Genomic DNA, 26,688 nt, shown 5'->3' on the forward strand with positions numbered 1-26,688 from the left:
TTCTTTAGAAGAGGGAGAGGATAGGCCATGGTTGAGCCTATTTCTTCTCTACTAAGTCATCTGATGACCATATGTTTGTTGGTGAAGTTGTAAAAAGGGGGAGTAATAGTTATGAAAGTTACTTTATTTGTTACTTGTTTAGTCGATATGTTTGAAACAAATGTCGGCAAAGCAACAGTTGAAGTGTTGGAGCGTTTAGGTTGTGAAATTGAATTTCCAGAAGCACAAGTTTGTTGTGGGCAGCCTGCTTATAATAGCGGCCATGTAGAAGCAGCAAAAGAAGCGATGAAACATATGATTGAAACTTTTGAAGATGCAGAATATATTGTTACGCCATCTGGTTCTTGTGCGACAATGTTTCATGAGTATCCGCATGTTTTCAAAGATGATCCAAAGTGGGCTAAACGTGCACAAAAAGTTGCTGATAAAACTTATGAATTTACACAGTTTATTGTAGATGTTTTAAAAGTTACAGATGTTGGTGCAAGTTTACCAGGGATAGCTACTATTCATAAATCATGTCATATGACGCGTATGCTTGGAGTAAAAGAAGCACCAGGAATTTTATTATCAAATGTAAAAGGATTAACTGTGAGAGATTTGCCAAACGTGCAAAATTGTTGCGGGTTTGGGGGAACGTTTTCAGTTAAGATGACTCCAATTTCTGAGCAAATGGTAGACGAAAAAGTAGATAGTGTCATGGAAACAGGTGCAGATTATTTAATCGGTGCAGATTGTGGGTGTTTGTTAAACATTGGCGGACGTATTGAGCGTTTAGGAAAAGAAGTAAAAGTAATGCATATTGCTGAGGTACTGAATAGTCGCTCATGAAGGGGGAACATAAGCTATGTCTATGAAAATCAGTGAGAAAAAATTTAATGATCGCGTTGGTGATGGAATTCAAGATTCGTTTATGCGCGGAGCAGTATCTTCTGCACAAACGCGTTTATATACGAATCGCTTAAAAGCTGCAGATGAATTAGGAAACTGGGAAGAGTGGCGTGAACTAGGTGAACAAATTCGTCAACATACGTTAGAAAATCTGGATTATTACTTAATGCAGTTAAGTGAAAATGTATCAAAAAGAGGCGGACACGTGTACTTTGCGAAGACGAAAGAGGAAGCTGCAAAGTATATTCAAGACGTTGCCAAAAAGAAACAAGCGAAAAAAGTAGTAAAATCAAAGTCGATGGTAACAGAAGAAATTAGTATGAATCATGCGCTTGAAGAGATTGGCTGTGAAGTATTAGAGAGTGACTTAGGAGAGTATATCTTGCAAGTAGATAATGATCCACCTTCACATATTATTGCACCTGCACTTCATAAAAATAGAACGCAAATTCGCGATGTATTTAAAGAAAAGCTAGGCTATGAAAATTCTGATGACCCATATGAAATGACAAAGTTTGTTCGTAAACAACTTCGTGAGAAATTTATGGATGCAGAAATTGGTGTAACTGGTTGTAACTTTGCTGTTGCCAATACTGGATCTCTTTGTTTAGTAACGAATGAAGGTAATGCAGATCTTGTTATGTCAATTCCTAAAACACAAATTGCGGTAATGGGTATGGAACGTATGGTTCCGACAATGGAAGAATTAGATGTTTTAGTTGGTTTACTATGTCGTAGTGCAGTAGGTCAAAAATTAACAAGTTATGTAACAGTAGCAGGACCAATTCAAGAAGAGGAAGTTGATGGACCTGAAGAATTCCATTTAGTGGTTGTTGATAATGGTCGCTCTCAAATTCTTGGATCTGAATTCCGTTCCGTATTACAATGTATTCGTTGCGCTGCTTGTGTTAACGTATGTCCTGTATATCGTCACGTTGGTGGACATTCATATGGATCGATTTACTCAGGACCAATCGGTGCGGTATTAACACCGCTTCTAGGTGGATATGATGATTACAAAGAGCTTCCTTATGCATCTAGTTTATGCGGAGCATGTACAGAAGCTTGTCCAGTAAAAATTCCATTGCATGATTTATTATTAAAACATCGTCAAGTCATCGTTGAGCAAGAAGGTCGTGCACCACTTGCAGAAAAACTAGCGATGAAAATGTTTAGTATGGGTGCTTCTTCAGCTGCTTTATATAAAATGGGTTCAAAAATGGCACCAGCGGCAATGAGTCCATTTACATCTGGTAATCGTGTATCAAAAGGTGTTGGACCACTTAAAAACTGGACGGATATTCGTGAATTCCCAGCTCCAAGTAAAGAACGATTCCGTGATTGGTATAAAGATCATAAGAAAGGCGGGGATAAATAATGACAGGATTAATTCAAAACCGTGATGCCTTTCTAGATAACATTGCAAAAGAACTTGGGCGCGCACGTAAAACAGAAGGTGTAGAGCGTCCAGTATGGAAAAGTAATGTGAATATAGAAACGTTAAAAGATTATTCACAAGAAGAATTACTAGAAGTGTTTAAAAAGCAATGTACAAACATTCATACAACTGTAGTAGAAACGACAAATGACCGTTTAGGTGAAGAACTTCAAAAAGTAATCATGGAAAACGGCGGGGGACCTATTTTATTATCAGCAGATGATCGTTTTGATGCATATGGTTTAACATCTTTATTTAAAGAAGAACTTCCAAAGCGAGACGTTGAAGTAAACGTATGGGATCCAGAGAGAAAAGACGAAAATATGCGTTTAGCTGAAAAAGCGAATATTGGTATTGCATTTAGTGATTATACATTAGCCGAATCTGGTACAATTGTTGTACAAAGTCATAAAGGGCAGGGACGTTCTTTACACTTTTTACCGACTGTATATTTTGCTATTATTCCACGTGAAACACTTGTGCCTCGTATTACACAAGCAGTTCAGGATATGAACTCACGCGTAGAAAATGGGGAGACAGCGGCATCTTGTATTAACTTTATTACAGGGCCAAGTAACTCGGCTGACATTGAGATGAATCTTGTTGTCGGAGTACATGGACCATTAAAAGCAGTATATTTCATCGTATAAAAGAGGGGAAAGCAGGCCGGAAAATGGCCTGCTTTTTTAGTAGAATAAAGGATAATATGAAGTAGAAGTTCTCTCCTTTTTTTGCTATGTTTTTTGGGAAAGGAGAGGAAGGGATGTTCACTTATTTATATGCACTGTTAGCAGGGATGGTGTTTGGTTCTTTTTTTATGTTAGTTGCGGTGAGGGTTCCATTAGGTGCGTCTATTATTACCCCGCGTTCACATTGTTATTATTGCAAATATGTGCTAAGGCCAAAAGAACTAATCCCCATCATTTCATTTTATATACAAAGAGGCTGTTGTACGAATTGTAAGAGGAAAATTCCAATTATATATGTAGCATTTGAATGTATAACAGGAAGTATATTTCTTCTTACCGTGTATATGATTGGAATAGAACGAGAACTTATTATCATTTTATCCCTTTTTTCGCTACTTCTTATTATTTCAGTTACAGATTACTTATATATGTTAATTCCTGATTGTATTTTAATTTCGTTTGCGGTTTTACTCATTCTCGAAAGTGTTTTTGTACAATTAGTTACTTGGACAGATAGTATAGTTGGTAGTGGTGTTATATTCCTTTTGTTATATTGCATGCAAAAGATATATCCAGAAGGGCTTGGCGGAGGAGATATAAAACTACTTTCGTTACTTGGTTTTATAGTAGGAGTGAAGGGAGTTTTTATCGTTTTATTTTTAGCATCTTGTTTTAGTCTTTGTTTTTTCGGGATTGGTATCGGATTAAAACGTATAGAAGTACGAAAGCCAATTCCATTTGGTCCTTTTATTAGTCTTGGGGCAATGTGCTATGTATTAGCTGTTTATTCAAATTAGAGAGGGAATCGAAAATGAACGTATATATGGATGATCAAAGAAGTTGCCCGTTCGGGTATGTGTCCGCAACTACAGTAGAATGTGCCTTGCAAATGGTTCGGGATTATGATGTGAATATTCTTTCCCTTGATTATAATATGGGCTGGGGAGCAAAAAATGGACTAGATTTTGTAGAAGCTTTTTGTACAGAGGGATTATATGTAAATGAAATTCACCTTCATACGAATGATGTCATCGGTATGCACAAGATGAAACAGAGAATGGATAAGGGAAAGGAAGAAGGAGAAATTAATCCTCACCTTGTTGTTAAATACGTGGGAAGCTAAAAACTCCAAAGTAAAACTTTGGAGTTTTTAGTGTTTCATATGTGCTTGTAAAGGAATAATCTCTTCTTGTTGAGCTACTGCGATTTCAGTTTCTTCCTGTTGAACTTCAGGTGTTTTCTTTGTTAAGTAGTGGTATACCATACCGACAAATACTGATCCGCCAATAATGTTACCGATTGTAACAGGAATTAAGTTATGAATAGCACCTGAAAAAGAAATTGTCTCAGGATGCGGTGAAATTAAAGATAAAGCAAAGAGTGATAAGTTTGCAATACTATGTTCGTAACCAGATAAGAAGAATGTGAAAACAAGTAGCATCATGACTATTATTTTTGCTGTGTCACCTTTAACCTGAGAAGGTAAGAAACAAGCAAGACATACGAGCCAGTTACATAAAATGGCTTTAAAGAATAACTGCATTGTAGGTGTGTTCATCTTTCCTTCAACGACTTTATTCATTAAGTGACCGTGATCAATTGCTTCAAAAATTCCAGTTGCGTAAAATAGTAAGGCAAAGAATAACGCGCCGGCTAAGTTACCTGCATAACAAGCAACCCAGTTACGTAGTGTATCAGAAATCGTTGTTTCTTTTCTTAAAGTTGCTACAGTAAAGTACATTGTGTTCCCAGTAAACAATTCAGCACCGCCATATATAATAAGTACGAGAGCAATCCCGAAAAACATAGAAGCAGCTAAATAAGTTGCTGGTGAATCTGCAATGTGAAAAAAGTTACCTAATTTAAAACATAGTACAATAATAAAACCGATATAAATACCCGCAAGTGCAGCACGAATGAAATATTGCATTGGGTTTGTATCTAGTATTTTCTTTTTGCTTTTAGCCAGTTTGACAACATAATCTAGTCCTTGTTCTAGCATGAGTAATACGCTCCTTTAGTAAATCTTCTATAAATACTCCTTATATGAATAAAGTACATGGAATTGTTCTCACTTTCAATAAGTTTGTGCAATGTTTCACAAAAAGGACATACATACATTAAGAAAACGTTTACAAAAGGTAGTATAATGTAATTTTTTCTGGACATTGAGAGGAAGAAAGAAAAAAGAAAAAGCGCTGTAATTACAGCGCTTTTTCGTCTAAATTCTTTTCTACTTTTACTTCTACTTCTTTTGAGAAGAACCAACCACCAACTGCGATTCCGACTAATACGATCCAGAATGTAAGCTTCCACGGAGTGGATTCTGGGAATGAATGTGGAATTACATTTAATGCAGGGTGTGCTAATGTATAAACTGCTAGCTTCACACCAACCCAACCTACAATTAAGAATGCTGCGGTTTCAAGTCCTGGTTTACGTTTTAAGATTTGTACGAAAGCAGTTGCTGCAAATCGCATAATGATTAATCCGATAAGTCCACCTACAAAGATAACAGCGAATTGCCCAGTATCAAGACTACCAATTGTACCTAATCCTGTTTTTGGTAAAGTCATTGCTAGTGCAACAGCAGCTAAAATTGAATCAACTGCGAAGGCGATATCAGCAACCTCAACTTTAAATACAGTCCACCAAAAGTTCTCTTGTTTTTTCTTTGCTTCTTTTTCTTCTGTTTCTTCATCTGTATTCTTTTTAACATATGTTTTAAATAAGTGATTACCAGCGATAAACATAAGGTAGATGGCACCGATTGCTTGCACTTGCCATACATCGACTAAGAACGAAATCATAAATAACGATCCAAATCGGAAAACAAATGCCCCCGCTAATCCATAAAATAGTGCTTTCTTTCGTTTTTCTTCTGGTAAATGTTTTACCATAATTGCAAGAACAAGAGCGTTATCAGCCGCTAAAATCCCTTCAAGTGCAATTAGGATGAGTAATACCCAACCATACTCCAATAATAATGATACATCCATGTACATTCTCCTCTCATTTCTATAAGTTCTAAATAAGTGAAGAATTTCCCCACTATTTAGTTTCCCCATACTCCTGCCTATTAACTTTGGAAAAATCTGGAAGTGAATGCAAAAAAGACCTCTGCCGTTAATAGGCAAAGGTCTTGCTAGACATATGTAATAAAAAATGCCAACAAAGCCGGAAGAACTAAGTTCTACGTAATGACGACTTTGTTTCCAAGAAATATTCTTGGACGCTACTCCCCTTTGGAGATATGTTATTGTATTCTCATTATATGGATAATTTATACGGTTGTCAACCTGTTAAAATATCTTCATTCGGATATTTTATTTTCAGGCTCTTTTTACGAGCAAATGAAAAAGCCAATGTTAAAGGACCCATTTTCCCGAAAAACATCATAAAGATAATAATAGCTTTTCCGATTATAGTTAAGTGGGGTGTTAAATTCATACTGAGGCCAACAGTCCCAAATGCTGAAAATACTTCGAAAGCACTCATCAATAGAGGAACTCGCTCAGTAATACTCAAAATTAAAATAGCAAAAAAGATAAATGAAATGGAAATAATAGTAATGGTTAATGATTTGACAATGAGAGTATCTTTAATGGATTTTTTAAATACAACAATATCCTCTTGTTCTTGTAAAAATTTAAATACGCCAAAAAATATGATTAAAAATGTTGTTAACTTAATCCCACCACCAGTTGAAGCGCTACCAGCACCAATAAACATAAGGAGCATCATTAATAGGAGAGAAGGTTTTGACAATGTAGAAATATCAACAGTATTAAACCCGGCAGTTCGCGTTGAAATTGCTTGAAAATAAGAGGCCAATCCTTCTTCAAATGGGGTAAAACCTCTCATAGAAAGGGAGTTATGGAACTCGAATATAAAAATAAAAAGGGTAGCAATAATGTTGACGATTAGAGTAGAAGAGAGCATAAGTTTTGAATGTAGTGTAAGGTTTTTAAAGTTTTTCTTTCTTTTTATGTCTACGATTACTGTAAAACCAATTCCACCTAAGATGATGAGAGAGGAAATGACGAGATTGACAAGAATGCTATGAGAATGGGACATTAAATTATCGCTCCACACAGAAAAGCCAGCATTGTTAAAGGCTGAGATTGAATGGAAAAAACTATAATAGATCCCTTTCATAACCCCATATTTTGGTACCCATTCAAAAGAAAGAATTATAGTAGCGATACATTCGACTGTAAAAGAGAATAAAAATAATGCTTTGGCAAGACGGATGATGCCGCCGATATTCGTTTGATTTAATGCTTGTTGCAGTAAAATTCGATTTTGAAGACCGATTTTTCTTCCGAGCATAATCGCAATTAAGACAGCAAAGCTCATAATGCCAAGCCCGCCAACTTGTATAAGCGTTAAAATGACACATTGTCCAAACAAAGTAAATACTTTTCCAGTATCTACAACACCAAGCCCAGTAACAGTACAAGCGGAAACGGTTGTAAATAAGGCATCGAGCCATGAAATGGACGTTGTCGTAGCAATGGGTAGTTTTAATAAACATGTGCCGACAACTGATAATACAAGAAAAGACAAAGTAAGAACGCGGGGAGGGCTCATGCTAATATTAATCCGTTTCATTTTACAGATCGCTCCTTTCGTTTTGATTAGTATGTGAAAAAGCACCATTATGTATGTTGAAAATAGAAAGAGGCAGAGAATATCTGCCTCTAAGCCATATGTTATATTATTATCCACGTAATTGTTGTTGAGCTAAAGCAACAAGACGTTTTGTTACTTCACCGCCAACTGAACCGTTAGAACGAGATGCTGTATTAGATCCTAAGCTTACACCAAATTCTTGTGCAATTTCATATTTAAATTGTTCAAGTGCTTGTTCTGCACCTGGAACTAATAATTTGTTTGTTTTTACCATGTTGATACACATCCTTATGAGTAGTCCAGTTCAGCTAAGTTCTTATCTAAACTGGTAACGTTATTTTATGTGGAAACGACGTACTCATACGCGGAAGTAATCGGTGCGATTAGAAGTTCTTGGATAGAAAAAAGAGTAGCAAATTTGCTACTCTTTTTTTAGTATTGTCGCTGTTCCTTCCACGACAATATCATCTGATTGATTATATATGTTTGTTTGCAGCGTAATGATTTTTTTATCATCACGCTTTTTAATAACCTCTGCCACAACGCGAAGTGTATCACCGATTTTGACAGGGGCACGGAATGAAACATTTTGGGATAAATAAATCGTATTTTTGCCTGGGAGTTTCGTTCCAAGGATGGTAGAAATAAAACTCGAAACGAGCATACCGTGAGCAATACGTTCTTTAAACATTGTCGTTTTTGCAAAAGAATCTAAAATGTGAATAGGATTCACATCCCCAGTCAATTTTGCAAAATTGATAACATCTTCATCTGTAATTGTTTTTGTAAGGGATGCTTGATCACCGACTTGAATCTCATCATAGCGAAGCTCCGGAACAGTTTGTGCTTCTTGAAATGGATTCATTTTGTCCTCCTTCTTTTCCATATCGAAAAATGTTAGCCATCTTGATGTAGTAGGAGGAAGAAAGAGTTTTGTTTGTGCTGCGGTTAGCTCCCACATTTTTCTTACTTGATGGAAGTAAATAGATTTTTTGAGTTTTCCTCGAACTTTTTTGCGAGTTCCAACTGTTTTGACTTGAACTCTTCCAAAAAACCCTCTAACTGTTTTTGAGCCTCTTCACGTTGTAATTGTTGTTGCTCAATAAATTGTTTTGTTGTTTCTTCAAATTGGCCGCTTGTTTGGGTAAGAATTGACAATGATGTTTTTGTAGGAGAAACAGTAAGCTGATGCATATGAGCAGAAAGTTCCTTCCATTTGTCCTGCCACTCGTTAATTTGATCATTTAAGGAGTTTCCAGTTAATTGTTTCACGTAATCTGTATATTGGTTATTGAACTGAACAGTGAGTTGTTGTAGTTCTTTTTCTAGTTCATCTACTCCTGATGTTAATTTATGCAAAGCGTCTTGTTGTTGTTTTAATGTTTCTAAAGTAAGTTGCTCTAATTGCTTCCCAGCTGAAGAGAAAAGGGAAAGTGATTGAGACCAGTTTTTCCAAAATGCATCGACTAATTCGTATGGTTTAGTTTCCATTGTTTGACCCCCAAATGTTTTTTTGCATATTGTGAACGCAGATTACTCTGCTGTACCACCAGGTGAAGATGAAGAATCCTTTTCATCCTTTTCTGGAGAAGTAGAAAATGGAAAGAATGCATTGGTGTATAACGTGAAAAACGTTCGCAACATATTTTGATAATGTTCAAAAGAAGTCGCACATGTTGTTAAATATTGCTCTCCATATTCAGTTAAAGAATAAATTCTTTTTGCCGGCCCTCCATCGCTTGTATCCCAAGTAGAAGAAATAAGGTTTTCTTTTTCTAATTTGCGTAGTGTTCTATAAACATTACCTTGGTCAACAGAAGAAAAGCCGATATCCATTAGCATTTGAATAAGTTTGTAACCATGAAGACTCCAGTCTTTTAGACAGAGAAGTAAGAAGGGAACTAAGAAGTTTTTTGGCATGGAGTTTGGTTGTTTCGCTTGGTTGCTCTCCAAACTTTCGCGTTGTTCTGGTTCATTTTGTAGCATGATTGTGCATCACCTCATGAATCAGTTAGATGGAATTTTTTGCTTATAAGTGCAATTTACACCTATCTGTTTTTAAAGTCAACACATTTGTTAGAAAATAGAAAAAAATAAAATATAGACTTGAAGTTTTATTCAGAATATTAGAAAATAGTGAATAGGTTGAATTGTTTCAAAAACGAAAAAGGGAGTGTAGGTAAAGTGATTGATCAAAAATTCGATCCACTACAAGCATGGAAAAATGCTTATGAACAAACCGAAACATTTTGGGGAAAAGCGCTCAATGAAACAATTAAAACAGAAGAATATTCTGCTTGGATGGGCAGCGTTCTAGATTTGAATTTGTTTTATCAAAAAGCATTAAATGATACGACAAAAAACTATTTAGAACAAGTAAATGTGCCGACGAAAGAGGATATCGCAAGAGTGGCTACGCTTGTTATTAACTTAGAAAATAAAGTAGATAACATTGAGGAGTTTCTAGAGGAGAAAGTAGATTCTTTAGGGCAAGCTCCTACATTAAAGCGTGATGTAACGAAAGTAAAACAAGATATTCGTACGCTTGAAACAAAAGTAGATCAAATTTTAGAATTGCTAGAAAAGCAAAATGCAGTACTAGCTAAACTACAAGTACCTGTAAAAGAAGAGGTAAAGCCTGCGAATAAACCAGAAAATAAAAAATGATAAAAGCGCTTGTTTATAACAGATAAAAGAGAGAGGGAGAATCTCTTTTCACGTATAAACAGCGAAACATAATTATATATGGACTCTATAGTATGAGTACCAAAATGATTCATAACAATCGTTCACAAATTCATTTAAGGGGGAAAAGAAATGGTTCAATTAAATGGAAAAGTAGCAATCGTAACAGGTGGAGCAAAAGGAATTGGAAAAGCAATTACAGTAGCATTAGCACAAGAGGGAGCGAAAGTAGTTATTAACTATAATAGCAGTAAAGAAGCAGCTGAAAATTTAGTAAATGAATTAGGAAAAGAAGGACATGACGTTTATGCAGTGCAAGCGGATGTTTCTAAAGTAGAAGATGCAAACCGACTTGTAGAAGAAACTGTGAATCATTTTGGTAAAGTTGATATTCTTGTTAATAATGCTGGTATTACAAGAGACCGTACATTCAAAAAGTTAAATCGTGAAGATTGGGAGCGCGTAATTGACGTGAATTTAAGCAGCGTATTTAATACGACAAGTGCGGTTCTTCCATACATAACGGAAGCAGAAGAAGGAAGAATTATTAGCATTTCTTCTATTATTGGTCAAGCAGGTGGATTTGGCCAAACAAACTACTCAGCAGCAAAAGCGGGTATGTTAGGATTTACAAAATCATTAGCGTTAGAACTTGCAAAAACAAATGTCACTGTAAATGCTATTTGCCCAGGATTTATTGATACTGAAATGGTAGCAGAAGTACCAGAAGAAGTACGTCAAAAAATCGTTGCAAAAATCCCGAAAAAACGTTTTGGTCAAGCTGATGAAATTGCAAAAGGTGTAGTATACCTATGCCGTGACGGTGCGTATATCACAGGTCAACAATTAAACATTAACGGCGGATTATATATGTAATGAAGTAAGAAAAAAGTGCATATCCATAGCAGGAATGCACTTCTTTTTTTTTAAGAAGGAAATCGACCAAAAAGGAGATAGAAAAATGACTACATTCGCAACAGAATGGGAAAAGCAATTAGAGCTATACCCAGAAGAGTACCGAAAAGCATACCGCCGAGTGAAAAGGGCGAGTGAAATTTTATTACGTGAACCAGAGCCGCAAGTCGGATTAACGCCGAAAGAGGTTATTTGGACGAAGAATAAGACGAAGCTTTATCGCTACATTCCAAAACAAGAAAAAACACAAAGAGTTCCAATTCTGTTAATATATGCTCTTATTAATAAACCATATATTATGGATTTAACTCCTGGAAATAGTTTAGTGGAATATCTAGTGGATCGTGGTTTTGATGTATATATGCTTGATTGGGGCACATTTGGTTTAGAAGATAGTCATTTGAAATTTGATGATTTCGTGTTTGATTATATTGCAAAAGCAGTAAAAAAAGTAATGCGAACTGCAAAATCGGACGAGATTTCTTTACTTGGTTATTGCATGGGTGGAACGCTAACTTCTATTTATGCAGCGCTTCATCCGCACATGCCAATTCGTAATTTAATTTTCATGACAAGTCCTTTTGATTTCTCTGAAACAGGATTGTATGGTCCTTTATTAGATGAGAAATACTTCAATTTAGATAAAGCGGTTGATACATTTGGAAATATTCCGCCAGAAATGATTGATTTCGGAAACAAAATGTTAAAGCCAATTACGAACTTTGTTGGTCCATATGTTGCTCTAGTAGATCGTTCAGAGAATGAACGCTTCGTCGAAAGCTGGAGATTGGTTCAAAAGTGGGTTGGTGATGGTATTCCGTTCCCAGGTGAATCATACAGACAGTGGATTCGTGATTTTTATCAAAATAATAAATTGGTTAAGGGTGAACTCGTTATTCGCGGACAAAAGGTAGATCTTGCAAATATTAAGGCGAATGTCTTAAATATTTCCGGGAAACGTGATCATATCGCTTTGCCATGTCAAGTAGAAGCATTACTAGACCATATTTCTAGCACAGATAAACAATATGTATGTTTACCAACAGGGCATATGTCTATCGTTTACGGTGGAACAGCTGTAAAACAAACATATCCGACGATTGGAAATTGGCTTGAAGAGCGTTCTAATTAAAAATAAAAAATCCAACTAGCCTATGTTAGTTGGATTTTTTTATGAAAAATAACAAAACATAGAAAGGAGAAATTTATATTTTAGGAGTATAATTATGAAACTTATGACAGGTAAGTTGTTTTGGAATACAGGAGTTTCAGTACCTTGTTATCCACCGTTAGGAAATGATATGATATGTGATGTGCTTGTAGTCGGAAGTGGCGAAGCAGGTGCCCATATAGCGTATTCTTTAGCGAAAATAGGTATGAGTGTAATGCTTATTGAAAAAAGAGAAATTGCATGTGGTAGTACATTTGCAAATGTAGGTGTATTACAGTTTCTTCATGATAAATCGTTAACCTCACTTATCCATACATTTGGTGAAGAAAAAGGGGTACGAGCATATAAACTGTGTTACGAAGCGTTACGGACAATGGAGAAAGTGGTACCTACTCTCGATATTGATCCCTATTTTATTCTGAGAAGTAGTTTATATTATGCAAGTAAAAGTGAGGATGTCTCATTTTTACAAGAGGAGTACAATACGTTACAGAATTATGGATTTCCTGTTGAGTATTTTACAGAATCTGATATTAAGAAACGTTATCCTTTCATAAAACAAGCGGCATTATATACACACGGTGATGCCGAGGTGAATCCGTATTTATTAGCGCACAGTCTTTTGCATAAAGCAAATCAAATGGGAGCTAATATATATGAACATACAGAGGCAATACATATAAAAAAACGTAAAAATGATTTAATTTGTTACACGAAAATAGGAAATCAAATTGTAGCAAAGAATATTATTATGGCGACAGGTTATGAAGCGCTTTTTGGAAAGAAAGAAAGAAAAAATACAACAGTAGACACCTCTTATGCAATTGTAACAAATGAAATAGATCAGTTTGAAGGCTGGCATGAGCGATCGTTAATTTGGGAAACGGCACGGCCCTACTTATATTTTCGAACGTATCGAAGCCGCATTATAGTAGGCGGATTAGATGAAGCGCTGCAAATTCAAACAATTGGTGATACGAAATTATTGCATAAGCGTGATATCCTTATTAATATTGTAAAAGAGATGTTCCCGCAGTATAAAAATATACAGGCAGACTACTATTGGGCAGCCGCATTTGGTGGTACTCATGATGGTCTCCCCATTTTAAAAGAAGACGAAAAGATACATAATTTGTTTTACGCATTGCCGTATGGAGGTAATGGAACTGTATATGGAATGGTCTTTGCCAAATTATTTGAGCAGTTATTTACAAATAAAGAAAGTAAAGATTTTTCTTTATTTAATCGATAGAAAAAAGGTAGCGAAGTGATGGAATGAGAGATATAAAAAAGTTTTTACAAAAATTACGTCCTGTACAACTCATCGTTTTGTTTTATTTGTTAGCAGTAGTTGTATCGGTGATATTGCTTAGTTTACCGTTTGTTACGAAGCCTGGTGTGAAATGGACATTTATAGATGCGCTTTTTACATCGGTTAGTGCGGTAAGCGTTACGGGACTGTCTGTTATTACGATTTCAGATACGTTTACTACAGCAGGAATTATTGTTTTAGCCCTTATTCTACAATTAGGCGGCTTAGGAATTATGGCGCTTGGTACATTTGTTTGGATCATTACGGGGAAAAAGATTGGTTTGCAAAGAAGAAGATTAATTATGGCAGACCATAATCAAGGGAATTTATCGGGTCTTGTAGAATTGATGCGTTCTATTTTGATTGTAATTATTTCAATAGAACTTATTGGAGCAATCCTATTAGGTACAAGATTTTTACTTTACTTTCCGACTTGGAAAGAAGCTTATTTTCACGGTTTCTTTGCAGCTGTTAGTGCGACTACGAACGGCGGATTTGATTTAACAGGACAATCATTAATTCCTTATAAAAAAGATTATATTGTTCAAATGATTCATATGTTACTAATTATTTTAGGAGCGATTGGTTTCCCTGTGCTAATGGAAGTGAAACAATTCCTTAGTAAAAGGAGACAACAATTATTCCGTTTTTCATTATTTACAAAACTGACGACAACAACATTTTTTGCACTCGTTGTTGTTGGTACAATTATGATTTTTTTACTGGAGAGAAATCATTTTTTAGTAGGAAAGTCATGGCATGAAACTGTATTTTATACATTATTCCAATCTGTGACGACGAGAAGTGGTGGACTTGCTACGATGGATATACGTAAATTGTCACAACCGACGCTTTTATTTATGAGTATATTAATGTTTATAGGGGCATCTCCAAGTTCGGTTGGGGGCGGAATACGTACAACAACATTTGCTGTTAGTATATTGTCACTATATACCTTTGCAAGGGGTGGTAGAACAGTTAGAGTCTTCAAACGTCAGCTACATGAAGAGGATGTACTGAAAGCATCTGTCGTTATGACGATGGGGATTTTGTTATGTGCTACTGCGCTATTCATTTTATCTATTACGGAAAATGTACCGCTTATGAGCTTAATTGTTGAAGTTTGTTCTGCTTTCGGAACGACGGGACTATCAACAGGTGTTACGCCTGATTTAACAACTGTTGGGAAACTTGTACTTATTGTGCTTATGTTTATCGGACGCGTTGGTATTTTAACATTTATTTTAGCTAGTGGTGGAAGGGAACAACCACCTCGCTATAAATACCCGAAAGAGCGGATTATTATTGGATAGTATGAAACCATTCTACCTACGTTAGGTAGAATGGTTTTTTAGTCGTTAATTCCAAATTGTGGATGCATAAAAGCTTCATTTTTATTATCCGCTTCGTTTTTTAGCAACTCTTGATTTTCTTCTGAAATCCACCCAATATCATTTGTAGGATGGATCCACTCATCGCCAGCCATAATGGCAGGATCTATTTTATCACTCCAATTGTTAAGTGGACTGTTCTCGGAATTATATTTACTGTCTCCAATTACAACATCATATTGATTCACAAAAGGTTGTTGCATCGTTTTTCCTGTTCCTTTAAAAGATGGAAAATTCATTTGATGCGGGAGCGTTTCGTCTAAAATTGGTGATTGAATCTTTTCTTTTTTCTTCAAAAATATCGCTCCTTTTTATAATGATTTCTTCATACGTAGTATTTCCATCTAACGCCTCTTATGTACTTGTTAACACTTGCCAGTAATAATTATTTTAAGTTGTTTCAAACTAGAGTAGAAAGTGATTTCTTGAGAGCAGGTGAATGTATTGGTAAAAAGAAAAGTGAAACAAAATGCGGCAATCAATAATAATAAAACTCCGAAAGAAAGCTTACCAGATGCAGAATTTGCATTAGAGTATGAAGGAGAAAATAGCGCAAAGTATGCTAATCGTAATTCAAAAAAAGGGAAACAAAAATGAGGCGTTTTTTACAAACGCCTCATTTTTTTGTGGGATTATAAAGGTTTTTTTAATTATTTGTAAATTTAGTGTTTTCTATTAGCAGAAAAATGCGAAAAAACATAGAAGTAGCAACGTATTACACAAAAACAAACAACAAACAAAAGATTAATGTTGGTTTAATACTGCTTTTACACTAGTTGTTTATATTTGAGTTGTACATAAGATTTGTAAAAGGAGAGAGAAACAGTGAAAAAAACAATCTTTAAAGCTGTAGCGACTGGAATGGTATTTTCGTTATTAATGGGGTGTGGTGCAAAGAAGGAAGAAAGTGCTGGAGCGAAAGTGAAAGATGACAAATTATCTGGATCATTAACTGTTTACACAGCAATTGAAGAAGAGCTTGTACCAATTTATCTTGATTCCTTTAAAAAGAAATATCCTGATGTGAAATTGAACATTGTACGTGATTCAACAGGAGTTATTACTGCGAAATTGCTAGCTGAAGGGAAAAATACACAAGCAGATGTTGTATGGGGAACTGCGGCATCAAGTCTATTAGCTTTAGATAAAAAAGATATGTTAAAAGGATACTCTCCAAAAGGAGCAGATCGTGTTCTTCCACAATTTAAAGATGATAAGCAACCTGAAAAATGGGTAGGAAATACTGCATTTATGACGGGGATTGCTGTAAATAAAGAAGAGTTAAAGAAGAAAAATTTACCGATGCCAGAATCATATGAAGATTTAACGAAACCAGAGTATAAAGGAACACTTGTTATGCCACATCCAGCATCATCTGGAACAGGATTTTTAACAGTTTCTGCATGGCTACAAATCATGGGTGAAGATAAAGGCTGGGATTACATGAAGAAACTTCATGATAATATGGCAAGTTATACGCATTCAGGATCAAAACCAGCGAAATTAGCAGGAGCAGGTGAATATCCAGTCGGTGTATCAATGGTTTATAGTGCTTTAAAAGAGAAACAAAAAGGTGCACCAGTTGAAGTTGTACTGCCGAAAGAAGGATTAGGGTGGGAAGTAGAAGCGAACGCACTTATTAAGAAAGATAATGCGAAAAATGATAAATTAGCACAAGCATTTTTAGATTGGGCAATTACTGATGATGTAATGAAGTTATACTTTGAGAAAAATGGATTTGCGACAATTAAAAATGATTATAAACTTCCAGAGGGATTCCCGAAAGATGTTACTGAAAAATTATATAAAAAGAATGACTTTAAATGGGCAGCAGAAAATCGTGACAAAATTTTAGAAAAATGGGAAAAAGAGTTTGGCCAAAAAGCAGAACCGAAAAAGTAAGTGAGTGGGAGAGAGAAAAATGAGCGAATATTTATCAATTCAACACATTCAAAAACAGTTTGATGCATTTACAGCATTAAAAGATATTTCTTTTACTGTGAACAAAAATGAGTTTGTTTGTTTATTAGGCCCGAGTGGCTGTGGGAAAACGACGTTGCTTCGCATTTTAGCGGGACTAGAGGAACCAACGACTGGCAGTATAGCTGTGAATGGAAAAGATATTACAGCATTGCCTCCTGGAAAGAGAAACTTCGGAATGGTTTTCCAATCGTATGCTTTATTTCCGAATTTAACAGCACTTGAAAATATTGAATACGGCTTAAAGACAAAAAAATATGGGAAAGCAGAAGTGAAAGAGAAAGCGCTAGATGCGTTAAAACTTGTAGATTTGCTGAATGTAAAAGATAAATATCCTGCTCAAATGTCTGGTGGACAACAGCAGCGAGTAGCACTTGCACGTGCGCTCGCTCTGTCTCCAGATATTTTGTTACTCGATGAGCCGTTATCAGCTTTAGATGCAAAAGTGCGTGAAAAATTACGTAGGGAAATGCGTGATTTGCAAGAGAAAATAGGAGTAACGACGATTATGGTAACGCATGATCAAGAAGAGGCATTAACGATGGCTGATAAAATTGTTGTAATGAATCATGCGGAAATTATGCAGATTGGAACACCAGAGGAGATTTATCAAAGACCAGCCAATCCGTTTGTGGCAGATTTTATTGGTGCTATTAATTTCTTTTCGAAAAATAACGAAGAACATGCAATTCGTCCTGAACATGTAACAATTGTACAAAAGGACGGTATTAAAACAGTTGTGGAAAGTATGGAATTTCGCGGATCTGTATATCGGACGGAAGTGCGAGTCTTAGAAGAAAACACACACCTTTATAATGAGAAAATTGTAGTGGATATATTAGCATCAGAAGTAGAAGCAACGGCTATTAGAAAAGGAAAGCCGATTCAAATCTCTTTCTCAGAAAATCATATGTTGTCATATGGAAAGAAGGTCATTGTATAGATGGAGATGTTAGAAAACTATAAGGTAGAAAGTACGAAAAAAAAGATTAAGAGAAGTATAGGGAAAGAGGAATGGATCCAAAGGCTCGTAATTATCGTTATGATTTTTTCTTTCCTTATCATACTTGTATTACCGCTATTACAACTATTTACACAAGCTTTTTATAATAAAGATGGAGTTTTCGTTGGTTTAGCGAATTTCAGTAAATATTTCACAACACCAACTTTAGTTCAGTCTTTACAAAATACAGTATGGATTTCTGGCGCAACAACAATTATTTCAGTTGCAATCGCATTCGTTTACGCATATGCAATTGCCCGTACGAATGTTTTTGGAAAGCGTGTATTTCAGTATGTAGCGTTATTACCATTGTTCGCACCAACGATGATGCACGGTATAGCACTTACATATTTATTTGGTAATCAAGGGCTAGTAACGAAAGGAATGTTTGGTTTATTTGAAGGTATACAAATCCCTTTATATGGACCAGTAGGAATTGTAATAGCTGAAGTTATGTATACATTTCCACAAGCCTTTCTTATATTGCTAATTGCCTTCCAAGGATCTGATTATCGTTTATATGAAGCTTCTAATATGTTAGGGGCGAGTAAAACAAAGCAATTTTTCACGGTTACTTTACCTAGTGTAAAGTACGGATTAATTAGTGCAATGTTTGTTGTGTTTACACTTAGTTTTACTGATTTTGGGGCACCAAAAATTGTTGGTGGTCAATATAATGTGCTTGCTACTGACGTATACAAACAAGTAATTGGACAGCAAAATATGCCGATGGGTGCAACTGTCGGAATGATTTTATTAATCCCAGCTATATTCGCATTTGTAGTTGATCGTATTACGCAAAGAAAGCAGGCGAATTTCTTATCTTCAAAAGCAGTACCATACAGAATAATAGCTAATAAGAAAAGAGATGTAATCTCATTCATATATTGTAGTGTGATTACACTTATGATCATTCTATTATTTGTTGCAGTTGGTATTGCTGCAAGTGTGAAAGTATGGCCATATAATATGAGTTTTACATTTGAGCATTTTAATTTTTCAAGTTTAACAGGAGATGGACTTGAAGCATTTAAAAATAGCGTAATTGTTTCAGCAGTTACAGCAGTTATTGGGGCGATTTTAACATTTGTATTCGCATATGCAATTGAGAAAATAGACCAGCTACAATTTTTCAGAAAAACAGGTTACTTTTTCTCTATAGTGCCGTTAGCGATACCAGGTTTAGTACTCGGATTAGGATATGTCTTTTTCTTTAGTCAACCAACGATTCAAATTCTTGGACTATCAGTAACGAATCCGTTTCATTCTTTATACGGAACAATTGCTGTATTAGTACTAGTAAATATCATTCATTTTTATTCTGTAACATTTGTCACGGCAACGACTGCCTTAAAGAAATTAGACCGAGAGTTTGAGCTTGTTTCGCAGTCGATGGGTATTCCGTTTTATAAAACATTCTTCCGAGTAACAGTACCAATGTGTTTACCAGCAATTTTAGAAATGGTAATGTACTACTTCGTAAATTCAATGGTAACTGTATCGGCAGTTGTATTCCTATATGCAGCTGATTTTAAACTAGCTGCCGTATCAATCGTAAATATGGATGATGCAGGAAATGTAGCACCAGCAGCTGCAATGAGTGTACTTATTGTTGTTACAAATATTGTAGTGAGAGTTGTATATGAATGGGGAACGAAAGCACTTCGTAACCGAACTTCACAATGGCAAAAAAGATAAGTAAGAAGGGTGATGGACAGAATGAAAATTGAAGCAGTTATTTTTGATTGGGCAGGTACGACGGTTGATTACGGATGTTTTGCACCGCTAGAAGTATTCATGAAGATTTTTCAAAAACGTGGCGTTGAAATTACAGCAGCAGAAGCACGTAAGCCAATGGGATTATTAAAAATAGATCATGTAAGGGCACTAACAGAAATGCCTCGTATTGCGGATGAGTGGAAGGGTGTCTTCGGTCAATTACCAACAGAAGCAGACATTCATGAGATGTATGAAGAGTTTGAAGAAATTCTCTTTTCTATTTTACCAAGTTATGCTACGCCGATTGATGAGGTAAAAGAAGTAATCGCTTCTTTACGTGAGAGAGGCATTAAAATCGGTTCAACAACGGGCTATACGAGAGAAATGATGGAAATTGTAGCAAAGGAAGCAGCGTTACAAGGATATAAACCTGATTTTCTTGTTACGCCAGATGATGTTCCAGCAGGCCGCCCATACCCATGGATGTGCTATAAAAATGCAATGGAACTTGGTGTGTATCCGATGAACCATATGATAAAAGTAGGGGACACAGTATCAGATATGAAAGAAGGTAGAAATGCTGGAATGTGGACAGTTGGTGTAATTCTTGGAAGTAGTGAGCTCGGTTTAACGGAAGAGGAAGTGGAGAGTATGGATTCGGTAGAGCTTCGTGAAAAAATAGAAATAGTTCGTAATCGGTTTGTTGAAAATGGGGCTCATTTTACGATTGAAACGATGCAGGAGCTCGAAAACGTAATGGAACATATCGAGAAACAAGAACTTATTATTTCATAAAAGGGGTACGGGATCATGAATGAAAATCACTACTTATTATTAACACCAGGACCATTAACGACAACAAAATCAGTAAAAGAAGTTATGCTATACGATTGGTGTACGTGGGATGTTGAATATAATACGATGGTGCAAGAAGTAAGAGCTAAACTTGTATCGTTAGCGACGAAGGAAGAAGAGAAATATACAACAGTGTTAATGCAAGGAAGCGGTACGTTTTCAGTTGAAGCAGTAATTGGCTCTGTTATTCCGGGAAATGGGAAGCTTCTCGTTTGTACAAATGGTGCGTACGGTAAGCGCATTGTACAAATGGCAGAGATGTTACAGATTGATGTAGTGGTCAGCCAAACAGAAGAGTGGGAACCTACTAATATTGTAGAAGTAGAAAAGTTATTGGAAGAAGATAAAGAGATTACGCATATTGCAGTTGTTCATTGTGAAACAACGACAGGCATTATAAATCCAATTGTAGATGTATGTAAATTAGGAAAGCAGTATGGAAAGGTTACAATTGTTGATGCGATGAGTAGTTTCGGCGGGATTGAAATAGACATTGCTGATTTACAAATTGATTTTTTAATTAGTAGTGCGAATAAGTGTATTCAAGGGGTTCCTGGATTCGGATTTGTAATCGCAAAACGTGATGAATTATTGAAGTGTAAAGGGCAAGGACGCTCTTTATCTCTTGATTTATATGATCAATGGGAAACGATGGAAAAACAAAATGGGAAATGGCGTTTTACTTCACCTACACATGTTGTACATGCTTTTTATCAAGCACTACTTGAACTAGAAAAAGAGGGTGGAGTAAGAGCGCGTTACAATCGATATTACAACAATCAAAAACTACTAGTGAATAGAATGGGAGAAATCGGATTTAAGCCACTAGTAGATGAGAAATATCAATCTCCTATTATTACATCTTTCATTTATCCAAAAGGGGAGTTCGAGTTTCAACAGTTATATAACGAATTAAAATGCTATGGATTTGTTATTTACCCTGGGAAAATTTCGAAAGTAGATACGTTCCGCATTGGAAATATAGGTGATGTACATGAAGAAGATATTAATCGCTTAGTTGATAGTATTGCTAAAGGAGCTGTTATTGGGTGAAAGTATTTTGTTTAGGTGGAGCAGGTAAAATTTGTCGTGAAGCTATTTTGGATTTAATTCAATTTTCATCTTTTGAGACGATTACTGTAGCCGATTTTAACGAGGAAGAGGGCCGTAAAGTAGTAGAATGGCTCAACGATCCTCGTGTTGATTTTGTAAAAGTAGATGTAACAAATCACGAGGATACGGTTGCAAAAATGAAAGGTTATGACATTGTAATGGACGGTACGACGATAAAGCTAAATGGATTGTCGACTCGCTGTATTGCAGAAGCAGGCTGTCACGGTGTGAACTTAAATGGATTTGGTGAAGAAAATGAATCGCATGCTATATTTGTTCAAAATGAAAAAACATGTTTGCCTGGGTTTGGCATGACGCCAGATGTAACGCAAATGATGGCAATGCATGCAGCAAATCAACTGGATACTGTAGAGTCTGTCCGCGTAAGTCACGGTTCGTATCGTCCGATTGCTTTTTCTGCTTCAATTACAGAGACAACGACATATGAATATGATCCACATTTACCATCGCGTACAGTGTATGAAGATGGTGAATTTAAACAAGTACTTCCGTTTGCGCGTCCGAGAGAAATAGAATTGCCAGCGCCTTATGGTAAGGAAACGCAGTATATCATTCCGCATTCTGAAACGATTACGTTAGCAAAGGCACTAGAAAATAAAGGTGTCAAACTGATAGAGACGAGAGGAACTTGGCCGAAGCAAAATATGCAACTTGTACGTGCTTTATATGATTACGGCATATTGCGTAATGATCAGATTGAAATAAACGGGAAAGAAATAGGCATTATGGATTGTATTTCGCAGTATTTATTGCAATCGAAAGAAGGACAAGAAACAGAGCTTTATGGTTATGCACTTCATGTAGAAGTAATAGGTATGAAAAATAATGAGAAGCAAAGACATGTGTTATATCATACACATCCGTTATCTGATGGTTCTGTTGTAGGATGGGAAAAATTAAGGGCGTATACGAGAAACGTCGGTATTCCATTTGGGATTGCTGCAGAGTTAATTGCAACTGGAAATGTAAGTAGGGTGGGTGTTGTTACGCCTGAAGAAGCTTTTGAAAATCCACAATTAATTTTTGATGAACTAGCAAAGCGCGGTATTCATATTCATGAAGAAGTTTCTACTTATAAAGAAAATTATAACTTTGTATAAGCAAGGAAGCTTATGAGGGAGATATAAATGAGGTGAATCTATGTCTGTAGTAGGAGAAGAAAGAAAGCGAACCATTCTTGAAAAGGTAGAATTTAAAGGAAAAGTAAAGGTTTCAGAATTAGCGAGAGAATTTGCTGTATCAACAGAAACGATTCGTCGATATTTAGAAGAATTAGATCGTGAAAAGAAGCTGAAAAAAGTGTATGGTGGAGCTGTTCAACTTCCAGGCGCTGGGGTAGAGGCGCCAATGTTAGAAAGAGAAATGCTACATATAGAAGAGAAGAAAAGAATTGGTTATAAAGCAGCGACATTTGTAGAAGATGGTGATGTCATTGCAATTGATGATGGAAGTACACCGCTTCAAATGGTTCCATACCTTGTTCATCGTAAAAACTTAACGATTGTAACAAGTTCATTTCCAGTCGCAACACAATTAATTTCTTCTATTAATAAAAAGATGTTTCACGGTGAAGTTTTATTTATAGGTGGAAAAGTATCTCCAAAGCATTCGCGTGTATCAGGGTCTATTTCTCAGCAAGTAATACAGCAATTCCATTTTCATAAAGCGTTCGTTTCGATTGATGGGTTATTACCTAGTTTTGGAGTTTCCAGCTTTGAATTAGAGAAAGCGAAATTGTCAGAAGCGATGATGAAATTAGCTGAGAAAACATATATTTTATGTGATCATACGAAGATAGGCGTGAAAGGGAATTATCGTATAGCAGCATTTTCACGTATTCAACATGTAATTTGTGATAAAAAAATGCCATATAGTTTTGAAGAAGAACTTATGAAGCATAATATTCAGTGGACAGTTTGTTAAATAAAGTGAAAGTACCTAAACTCCCGCCTAATTTTTAGGAGGGAGTTTTATTGTCTGCAAATCGTAAAATAAAAGATTTGCATTTATGCAAAAAGTGGACACATTTTCTCATCTCTTTCATATAATTTACCAATACAAAAAAAGTTGGTCGAAGGAAAGAAGGGAGAACATGTCAGAACGAATATATAATAAACTTGTATTGTACGCGAATATTTTGCAAAAAATTGGTGTCATCAATGAGAAGGAAAAAAGTGAAATTCTTCATACGATAGGTAAAAAAGCCCTTTGAATAAAGGGCTTTTTATTTTTTATCTTTAAAAATATAAATTTAATGTAATATTCTCATTGACAATGAGAATGATATTCATTATCATTTATTTGTGGGTAATTGATAAGGGTTATCAATTATAAAAATTGTATATGATAGGGGATATTATTTTGAAAAAAAATTATATGAAGGCGCTAGTAGTAGCGACAACATTAGCAATTCCATTTGCTACGTATTCTACTCCAGCATTAGCGGCATTAAAAGTTGAAGCAAATCAATCGGTAGCAGCAGCGAGTGATCGCACGTATGATACTGAAATTAAAATATATAAGGACCAAAAAGACGAGCCATCTATGGTTTCTCAATATATAAAAGATCCTAAAGTAACGATTGCAGCTGGCAAAAAAATTGTCACTGTAACAATGCAAGATAGCGATTATTTTCAATATCTTAGAATAGAAGATAAAAACCAGCCTGGTGTATTTCATGATGTGAAGGTTTTGTCAGAAGATAAGAGGAAGAATGGAACGAAAGTAGTTCAATTTGAAATTGGCGAGTTTGAGAAGAAGCACAATATGCAAATGCATATACTTATTCCAGCTATTGGATATGATCACAAATATCAAGTTCAATTTGAAATTAAAGATCCAACTGTAGGTAACAAAGAAACAGAGAAACCAGATGATAACTCTAATTCAGGAAATACGGAAACGGATAATCCAGTTGATAATCAAAATATGATAACAGATAACAAATTAAGACAGCTTGTTAATAAAAAAGTATTTAATAGAAAAGATTTAAATACACCAATTACGAAAGAAGATTTATTACAAGTAAAGGATTTGTTTTTAAATACAAATGAGATACTTGATTATAGTGCATTAAAATATATGCCAAATTTAAAATCTTTAACAGTTGCGAATGCGAAGATAAAAGACCCGTCGTTCTTTGCGAACTTAAAGCAATTAAATCATTTAGCTTTGCGTGGTAATGAATTTGCAGATGTAACGCCACTTGTTAAGATGGATAATTTAGAATCTCTTGATTTAAGTAATAATAAAATTACAAACGTTGCACCACTAACTGAAATGAAAAATGTAAAAAGTTTATATCTATCAGGCAACCAAATAGAAGATGTAACAGCATTAGCGAAAATGGAACAACTAGATTACTTGAATTTAGCAAATAATAAAATTACGAACGTTGCTCCATTAAGCGCTTTGAAAAATGTAACATACTTAACTTTAGCAGGTAATCAAATTGAAGATATTAAAGCGTTATATTCATTACCTTTAACAGACTTAGTATTAACACGTAATAAAGTTAAAGATTTATCCGGCATTGAGCAAATGAAGCAATTAGAAGAATTGTGGATCGGGAAAAATGAAATAAAAGATGTTACTCCTCTAAGTAAGATGACACAGTTAAAACAATTACACTTACCTAACAATGAGTTAAAGGATATTACTCCATTATCAAGTTTAGTAAACTTACAAAAGCTTGATTTAGAAGCGAATTATATTTCAGACTTATCACCAGTTAGTAATTTAAAAAAATTAGTATTTCTAAGTTTTGTTGCAAATGAAATCCGTGATGTCCGACCAGTTATAGAACTAAGTAAGACGGCTTATATTAATGTCCAAAATCAAAAAGTATTTTTAGAGGAAACAGAAGTAAATAAAGAAGTAAAAGTACCTATATATGAAAAAGATGGTGAGATTTCTACGAAAATCCGTCTGAAGAGCGATAATGGTACGTATAGTAATGGTGTAGTGAAATGGAGTACACCAGGTGAGAAAGTATATGAATTTGGTGTGAAAGATCCATTCGCGGATACAGGAATCTTCTTTACAGGATCTGTTATTCAAAATGTAGTAGAAAGTAAAGACGGTAATACATCTAAAGAAGATGAGAAAACAGAAGTGGTAGAATTTAAAGATGTACCAAAGGGACATTGGTCAGAAGAAGCAATTAATTACTTAGCGAAAGAAAAATTATTTATAGGCTATGGAAATGGTGAATTTGGATTTGGTGATAACATTACTCGTGGACAAGTAGCACTTCTAATACAAAGGTATTTAAAATTAGAAAATAATCTAGAACAAAAAACGGCATTTATAGATACGAAAGGAAATATGTATGAAACGGCTATTGATGCAGTGGTTCAAGCTGGAATTATGACAGGCTATGGAAATGGTATGTTCCGTCCGGATGGAGTATTAACTCGATATGAAATGTCAGTAGTACTACAAAGAGTATTTCAGTTAAAAGAAAATGAAAATAGTGCAGAGAATTTTAAAGATGTACCAAATGGCCATTGGGCGAAAGGATATGTGAAAGCTTTAGTGGATAATAAAATATCAAAAGGCGACGGGGAAGGGAATTTTTTAGGAGATAATTTCGTAACACGTGAACAATACGCGCAGTTTTTGTATAATGCAATAAAGAAATAAAGTGAAACTTTATTCAGTGGGGGTTTTGTTCATTCCCCACTGATTAGTAGCCCTCACCAATCGGGCTGCCCGTTAATGCGGAATAAAAAATGAGGAAAATACGCTATTCTTTAATTAAAGAATAGCGTATTTTTTATGTGCAAAATGAAATAGATAGGAGTATAGACATATGAATAGCCTATTTTAAAGAAGAACCACGAAACTATATTGACAAAAAAGCGTTCTC

General features: G+C 35.3%; 27 protein-coding genes. 19 read left to right on the forward strand and 8 right to left on the reverse strand.

The features are described 5' to 3' along the window. Window positions 1-111 precede the first annotated feature (111 nt). The 5 genes from MHH55_RS00545 (at window position 112) to MHH55_RS00565 (ending at window position 4,141) form a co-directional block, all read left to right on the forward strand. Window positions 112-831: a (Fe-S)-binding protein gene (locus MHH55_RS00545; RefSeq protein ID WP_000869148.1), complete on the forward strand. Its 720-nt coding sequence runs from the start codon at window positions 112-114 to the stop codon at window positions 829-831. 16 nt (window positions 832-847) lie between these two features. Continuing rightward, window positions 848-2,269 (forward strand): LutB/LldF family L-lactate oxidation iron-sulfur protein, encoded by a 1,422-nt coding sequence (locus tag MHH55_RS00550; RefSeq protein WP_000061930.1) that lies wholly within the window; start codon window positions 848-850, stop codon window positions 2,267-2,269. Then, the gene (locus MHH55_RS00555) at window positions 2,269-2,979 is read left to right on the forward strand and encodes a LutC/YkgG family protein (protein ID WP_000147189.1); all 711 of its coding nucleotides are present in this window, start codon (window positions 2,269-2,271) and stop codon (window positions 2,977-2,979) included. Before MHH55_RS00550 ends, MHH55_RS00555 begins: the two co-directional genes overlap by 1 nt. A gap of 113 nt (window positions 2,980-3,092) precedes the next feature. Further along, window positions 3,093-3,815: a prepilin peptidase gene (locus MHH55_RS00560; protein WP_000495726.1), complete on the forward strand. Its 723-nt coding sequence runs from the start codon at window positions 3,093-3,095 to the stop codon at window positions 3,813-3,815. Window positions 3,816-3,829: 14 nt separating this feature from the next. Next, window positions 3,830-4,141, forward strand: a complete 312-nt coding sequence (locus tag MHH55_RS00565) for a cyclic-phosphate processing receiver domain-containing protein (RefSeq protein WP_001103770.1) — start codon at window positions 3,830-3,832, stop codon at window positions 4,139-4,141. A gap of 27 nt (window positions 4,142-4,168) precedes the next feature. On the opposite strand, the gene MHH55_RS00570 is transcribed toward MHH55_RS00565, so the two are convergent. The 7 genes from MHH55_RS00570 to phaQ form a co-directional block, all read right to left on the reverse strand. Continuing rightward, the gene (locus tag MHH55_RS00570; protein ID WP_078186375.1) at window positions 4,169-5,020 is read right to left on the reverse strand and encodes a formate/nitrite transporter family protein; all 852 of its coding nucleotides are present in this window, start codon (window positions 5,018-5,020) and stop codon (window positions 4,169-4,171) included. A gap of 202 nt (window positions 5,021-5,222) precedes the next feature. After that, window positions 5,223-6,017, reverse strand: a complete 795-nt coding sequence (locus tag MHH55_RS00575; RefSeq protein ID WP_000383314.1) for a TerC family protein — start codon at window positions 6,015-6,017, stop codon at window positions 5,223-5,225. 295 nt (window positions 6,018-6,312) lie between these two features. Further along, window positions 6,313-7,632: a TrkH family potassium uptake protein gene (locus MHH55_RS00580; protein ID WP_078186376.1), complete on the reverse strand. Its 1,320-nt coding sequence runs from the start codon at window positions 7,630-7,632 to the stop codon at window positions 6,313-6,315. Between the two features lie 109 nt (window positions 7,633-7,741). After that, complete coding sequence (locus tag MHH55_RS00585; RefSeq protein WP_000241212.1) at window positions 7,742-7,927, reverse strand: alpha/beta-type small acid-soluble spore protein; 186 nt, start codon at window positions 7,925-7,927, stop codon at window positions 7,742-7,744. A 147-nt stretch (window positions 7,928-8,074) separates the two neighbouring features. Continuing rightward, a complete protein-coding gene (locus tag MHH55_RS00590; protein ID WP_001067916.1) occupies window positions 8,075-8,518 on the reverse strand; it encodes a MaoC family dehydratase in 444 nt (147 codons plus the stop codon). A 101-nt stretch (window positions 8,519-8,619) separates the two neighbouring features. Continuing rightward, window positions 8,620-9,144: a polyhydroxyalkanoic acid inclusion protein PhaP gene (phaP, locus tag MHH55_RS00595; RefSeq protein ID WP_078186377.1), complete on the reverse strand. Its 525-nt coding sequence runs from the start codon at window positions 9,142-9,144 to the stop codon at window positions 8,620-8,622. 42 nt (window positions 9,145-9,186) lie between these two features. Continuing rightward, entirely contained in the window at window positions 9,187-9,639 is a 453-nt protein-coding gene (gene phaQ, locus MHH55_RS00600; RefSeq protein WP_000939955.1) for a poly-beta-hydroxybutyrate-responsive repressor, read from the reverse strand. Between the two features lie 198 nt (window positions 9,640-9,837). Between phaQ and phaR the strand changes: the two genes are divergently transcribed. From phaR to MHH55_RS00625, 5 genes are all read left to right on the forward strand, one after another. After that, window positions 9,838-10,320: a polyhydroxyalkanoic acid synthase subunit PhaR gene (gene phaR / locus MHH55_RS00605; protein ID WP_000566942.1), complete on the forward strand. Its 483-nt coding sequence runs from the start codon at window positions 9,838-9,840 to the stop codon at window positions 10,318-10,320. A gap of 150 nt (window positions 10,321-10,470) precedes the next feature. After that, window positions 10,471-11,214 carry an acetoacetyl-CoA reductase gene (locus tag MHH55_RS00610; RefSeq protein ID WP_000250414.1) on the forward strand — a complete coding sequence of 248 codons (744 nt, stop codon included), beginning with the start codon at window positions 10,471-10,473 and terminating at the stop codon, window positions 11,212-11,214. An 85-nt stretch (window positions 11,215-11,299) separates the two neighbouring features. Then, a complete protein-coding gene (gene phaC, locus MHH55_RS00615; RefSeq protein ID WP_000206336.1) occupies window positions 11,300-12,385 on the forward strand; it encodes a class III poly(R)-hydroxyalkanoic acid synthase subunit PhaC in 1,086 nt (361 codons plus the stop codon). Window positions 12,386-12,479: 94 nt separating this feature from the next. Then, on the forward strand, window positions 12,480-13,676 hold the full coding sequence (locus MHH55_RS00620) for an NAD(P)/FAD-dependent oxidoreductase (protein ID WP_000772573.1): 1,197 nt from the start codon (window positions 12,480-12,482) through the stop codon (window positions 13,674-13,676). Between the two features lie 23 nt (window positions 13,677-13,699). Continuing rightward, window positions 13,700-15,049 carry a TrkH family potassium uptake protein gene (locus MHH55_RS00625; RefSeq protein WP_078186378.1) on the forward strand — a complete coding sequence of 450 codons (1,350 nt, stop codon included), beginning with the start codon at window positions 13,700-13,702 and terminating at the stop codon, window positions 15,047-15,049. A 38-nt stretch (window positions 15,050-15,087) separates the two neighbouring features. Here the strand turns inward: MHH55_RS00625 and MHH55_RS00630 are convergent, their stop codons facing one another. Continuing rightward, window positions 15,088-15,423 carry a DUF3905 domain-containing protein gene (locus MHH55_RS00630; protein ID WP_000726025.1) on the reverse strand — a complete coding sequence of 112 codons (336 nt, stop codon included), beginning with the start codon at window positions 15,421-15,423 and terminating at the stop codon, window positions 15,088-15,090. A 148-nt stretch (window positions 15,424-15,571) separates the two neighbouring features. Between MHH55_RS00630 and MHH55_RS00635 the strand changes: the two genes are divergently transcribed. From MHH55_RS00635 to MHH55_RS00675, 9 genes are all read left to right on the forward strand, one after another. Continuing rightward, entirely contained in the window at window positions 15,572-15,724 is a 153-nt protein-coding gene (locus MHH55_RS00635) for a hypothetical protein (RefSeq protein ID WP_000240799.1), read from the forward strand. A gap of 228 nt (window positions 15,725-15,952) precedes the next feature. Further along, complete coding sequence (locus MHH55_RS00640; RefSeq protein ID WP_000750893.1) at window positions 15,953-17,029, forward strand: putative 2-aminoethylphosphonate ABC transporter substrate-binding protein; 1,077 nt, start codon at window positions 15,953-15,955, stop codon at window positions 17,027-17,029. Window positions 17,030-17,048: 19 nt separating this feature from the next. Beyond that, window positions 17,049-18,050 carry a putative 2-aminoethylphosphonate ABC transporter ATP-binding protein gene (locus tag MHH55_RS00645; protein WP_078186380.1) on the forward strand — a complete coding sequence of 334 codons (1,002 nt, stop codon included), beginning with the start codon at window positions 17,049-17,051 and terminating at the stop codon, window positions 18,048-18,050. After that, entirely contained in the window at window positions 18,051-19,808 is a 1,758-nt protein-coding gene (locus MHH55_RS00650; RefSeq protein WP_000425532.1) for a putative 2-aminoethylphosphonate ABC transporter permease subunit, read from the forward strand. A 21-nt stretch (window positions 19,809-19,829) separates the two neighbouring features. Continuing rightward, window positions 19,830-20,624 carry a phosphonoacetaldehyde hydrolase gene (phnX, locus tag MHH55_RS00655; protein WP_000687393.1) on the forward strand — a complete coding sequence of 265 codons (795 nt, stop codon included), beginning with the start codon at window positions 19,830-19,832 and terminating at the stop codon, window positions 20,622-20,624. 15 nt (window positions 20,625-20,639) lie between these two features. After that, window positions 20,640-21,737: a 2-aminoethylphosphonate--pyruvate transaminase gene (phnW, locus tag MHH55_RS00660; protein WP_001004784.1), complete on the forward strand. Its 1,098-nt coding sequence runs from the start codon at window positions 20,640-20,642 to the stop codon at window positions 21,735-21,737. Further along, entirely contained in the window at window positions 21,734-22,918 is a 1,185-nt protein-coding gene (locus MHH55_RS00665) for a saccharopine dehydrogenase family protein (RefSeq protein WP_078186381.1), read from the forward strand. Before phnW ends, MHH55_RS00665 begins: the two co-directional genes overlap by 4 nt. A 40-nt stretch (window positions 22,919-22,958) precedes the next feature. Beyond that, window positions 22,959-23,741: a DeoR/GlpR family DNA-binding transcription regulator gene (locus tag MHH55_RS00670; protein WP_000117665.1), complete on the forward strand. Its 783-nt coding sequence runs from the start codon at window positions 22,959-22,961 to the stop codon at window positions 23,739-23,741. Window positions 23,742-24,161: 420 nt separating this feature from the next. Next, window positions 24,162-26,462 (forward strand): NEAT domain-containing leucine-rich repeat protein, encoded by a 2,301-nt coding sequence (locus MHH55_RS00675; RefSeq protein WP_074554761.1) that lies wholly within the window; start codon window positions 24,162-24,164, stop codon window positions 26,460-26,462. Window positions 26,463-26,688 lie beyond the last annotated feature (226 nt).

Origin of the sequence: Bacillus sp. FSL K6-2944 (assembly GCF_038005385.1) — a bacterium.
GTDB lineage: Bacteria > Bacillota > Bacilli > Bacillales > Bacillaceae_G > Bacillus_A > Bacillus_A cereus.

What these genes read in the sequence shown, in the direction of transcription:
- MHH55_RS00570 (WP_078186375.1), bottom strand. Translation starts at nt 5,020, where the DNA reads ATGCTAGAACAAGGACTAGATTATGTTGTCAAACTGGCTAAAAGCAAA.
- phnX (WP_000687393.1), top strand. Translation starts at nt 19,830, where the DNA reads ATGAAAATTGAAGCAGTTATTTTTGATTGGGCAGGTACGACGGTTGAT.
- phnW (WP_001004784.1), top strand. Translation starts at nt 20,640, where the DNA reads ATGAATGAAAATCACTACTTATTATTAACACCAGGACCATTAACGACA.
- MHH55_RS00555 (WP_000147189.1), top strand. Translation starts at nt 2,269, where the DNA reads ATGACAGGATTAATTCAAAACCGTGATGCCTTTCTAGATAACATTGCA.
- MHH55_RS00545 (WP_000869148.1), top strand. Translation starts at nt 112, where the DNA reads ATGAAAGTTACTTTATTTGTTACTTGTTTAGTCGATATGTTTGAAACA.
- MHH55_RS00645 (WP_078186380.1), top strand. Translation starts at nt 17,049, where the DNA reads ATGAGCGAATATTTATCAATTCAACACATTCAAAAACAGTTTGATGCA.
- phaC (WP_000206336.1), top strand. Translation starts at nt 11,300, where the DNA reads ATGACTACATTCGCAACAGAATGGGAAAAGCAATTAGAGCTATACCCA.
- MHH55_RS00650 (WP_000425532.1), top strand. Translation starts at nt 18,051, where the DNA reads ATGGAGATGTTAGAAAACTATAAGGTAGAAAGTACGAAAAAAAAGATT.
- MHH55_RS00575 (WP_000383314.1), bottom strand. Translation starts at nt 6,017, where the DNA reads ATGGATGTATCATTATTATTGGAGTATGGTTGGGTATTACTCATCCTA.
- phaP (WP_078186377.1), bottom strand. Translation starts at nt 9,144, where the DNA reads ATGGAAACTAAACCATACGAATTAGTCGATGCATTTTGGAAAAACTGG.
- MHH55_RS00610 (WP_000250414.1), top strand. Translation starts at nt 10,471, where the DNA reads ATGGTTCAATTAAATGGAAAAGTAGCAATCGTAACAGGTGGAGCAAAA.
- MHH55_RS00585 (WP_000241212.1), bottom strand. Translation starts at nt 7,927, where the DNA reads ATGGTAAAAACAAACAAATTATTAGTTCCAGGTGCAGAACAAGCACTT.
- MHH55_RS00550 (WP_000061930.1), top strand. Translation starts at nt 848, where the DNA reads ATGTCTATGAAAATCAGTGAGAAAAAATTTAATGATCGCGTTGGTGAT.
- MHH55_RS00590 (WP_001067916.1), bottom strand. Translation starts at nt 8,518, where the DNA reads ATGAATCCATTTCAAGAAGCACAAACTGTTCCGGAGCTTCGCTATGAT.
- MHH55_RS00580 (WP_078186376.1), bottom strand. Translation starts at nt 7,632, where the DNA reads ATGAAACGGATTAATATTAGCATGAGCCCTCCCCGCGTTCTTACTTTG.
- MHH55_RS00670 (WP_000117665.1), top strand. Translation starts at nt 22,959, where the DNA reads ATGTCTGTAGTAGGAGAAGAAAGAAAGCGAACCATTCTTGAAAAGGTA.
- MHH55_RS00565 (WP_001103770.1), top strand. Translation starts at nt 3,830, where the DNA reads ATGAACGTATATATGGATGATCAAAGAAGTTGCCCGTTCGGGTATGTG.
- phaQ (WP_000939955.1), bottom strand. Translation starts at nt 9,639, where the DNA reads ATGCTACAAAATGAACCAGAACAACGCGAAAGTTTGGAGAGCAACCAA.
- MHH55_RS00560 (WP_000495726.1), top strand. Translation starts at nt 3,093, where the DNA reads ATGTTCACTTATTTATATGCACTGTTAGCAGGGATGGTGTTTGGTTCT.
- MHH55_RS00675 (WP_074554761.1), top strand. Translation starts at nt 24,162, where the DNA reads ATGATAGGGGATATTATTTTGAAAAAAAATTATATGAAGGCGCTAGTA.
- MHH55_RS00620 (WP_000772573.1), top strand. Translation starts at nt 12,480, where the DNA reads ATGAAACTTATGACAGGTAAGTTGTTTTGGAATACAGGAGTTTCAGTA.
- MHH55_RS00625 (WP_078186378.1), top strand. Translation starts at nt 13,700, where the DNA reads ATGAGAGATATAAAAAAGTTTTTACAAAAATTACGTCCTGTACAACTC.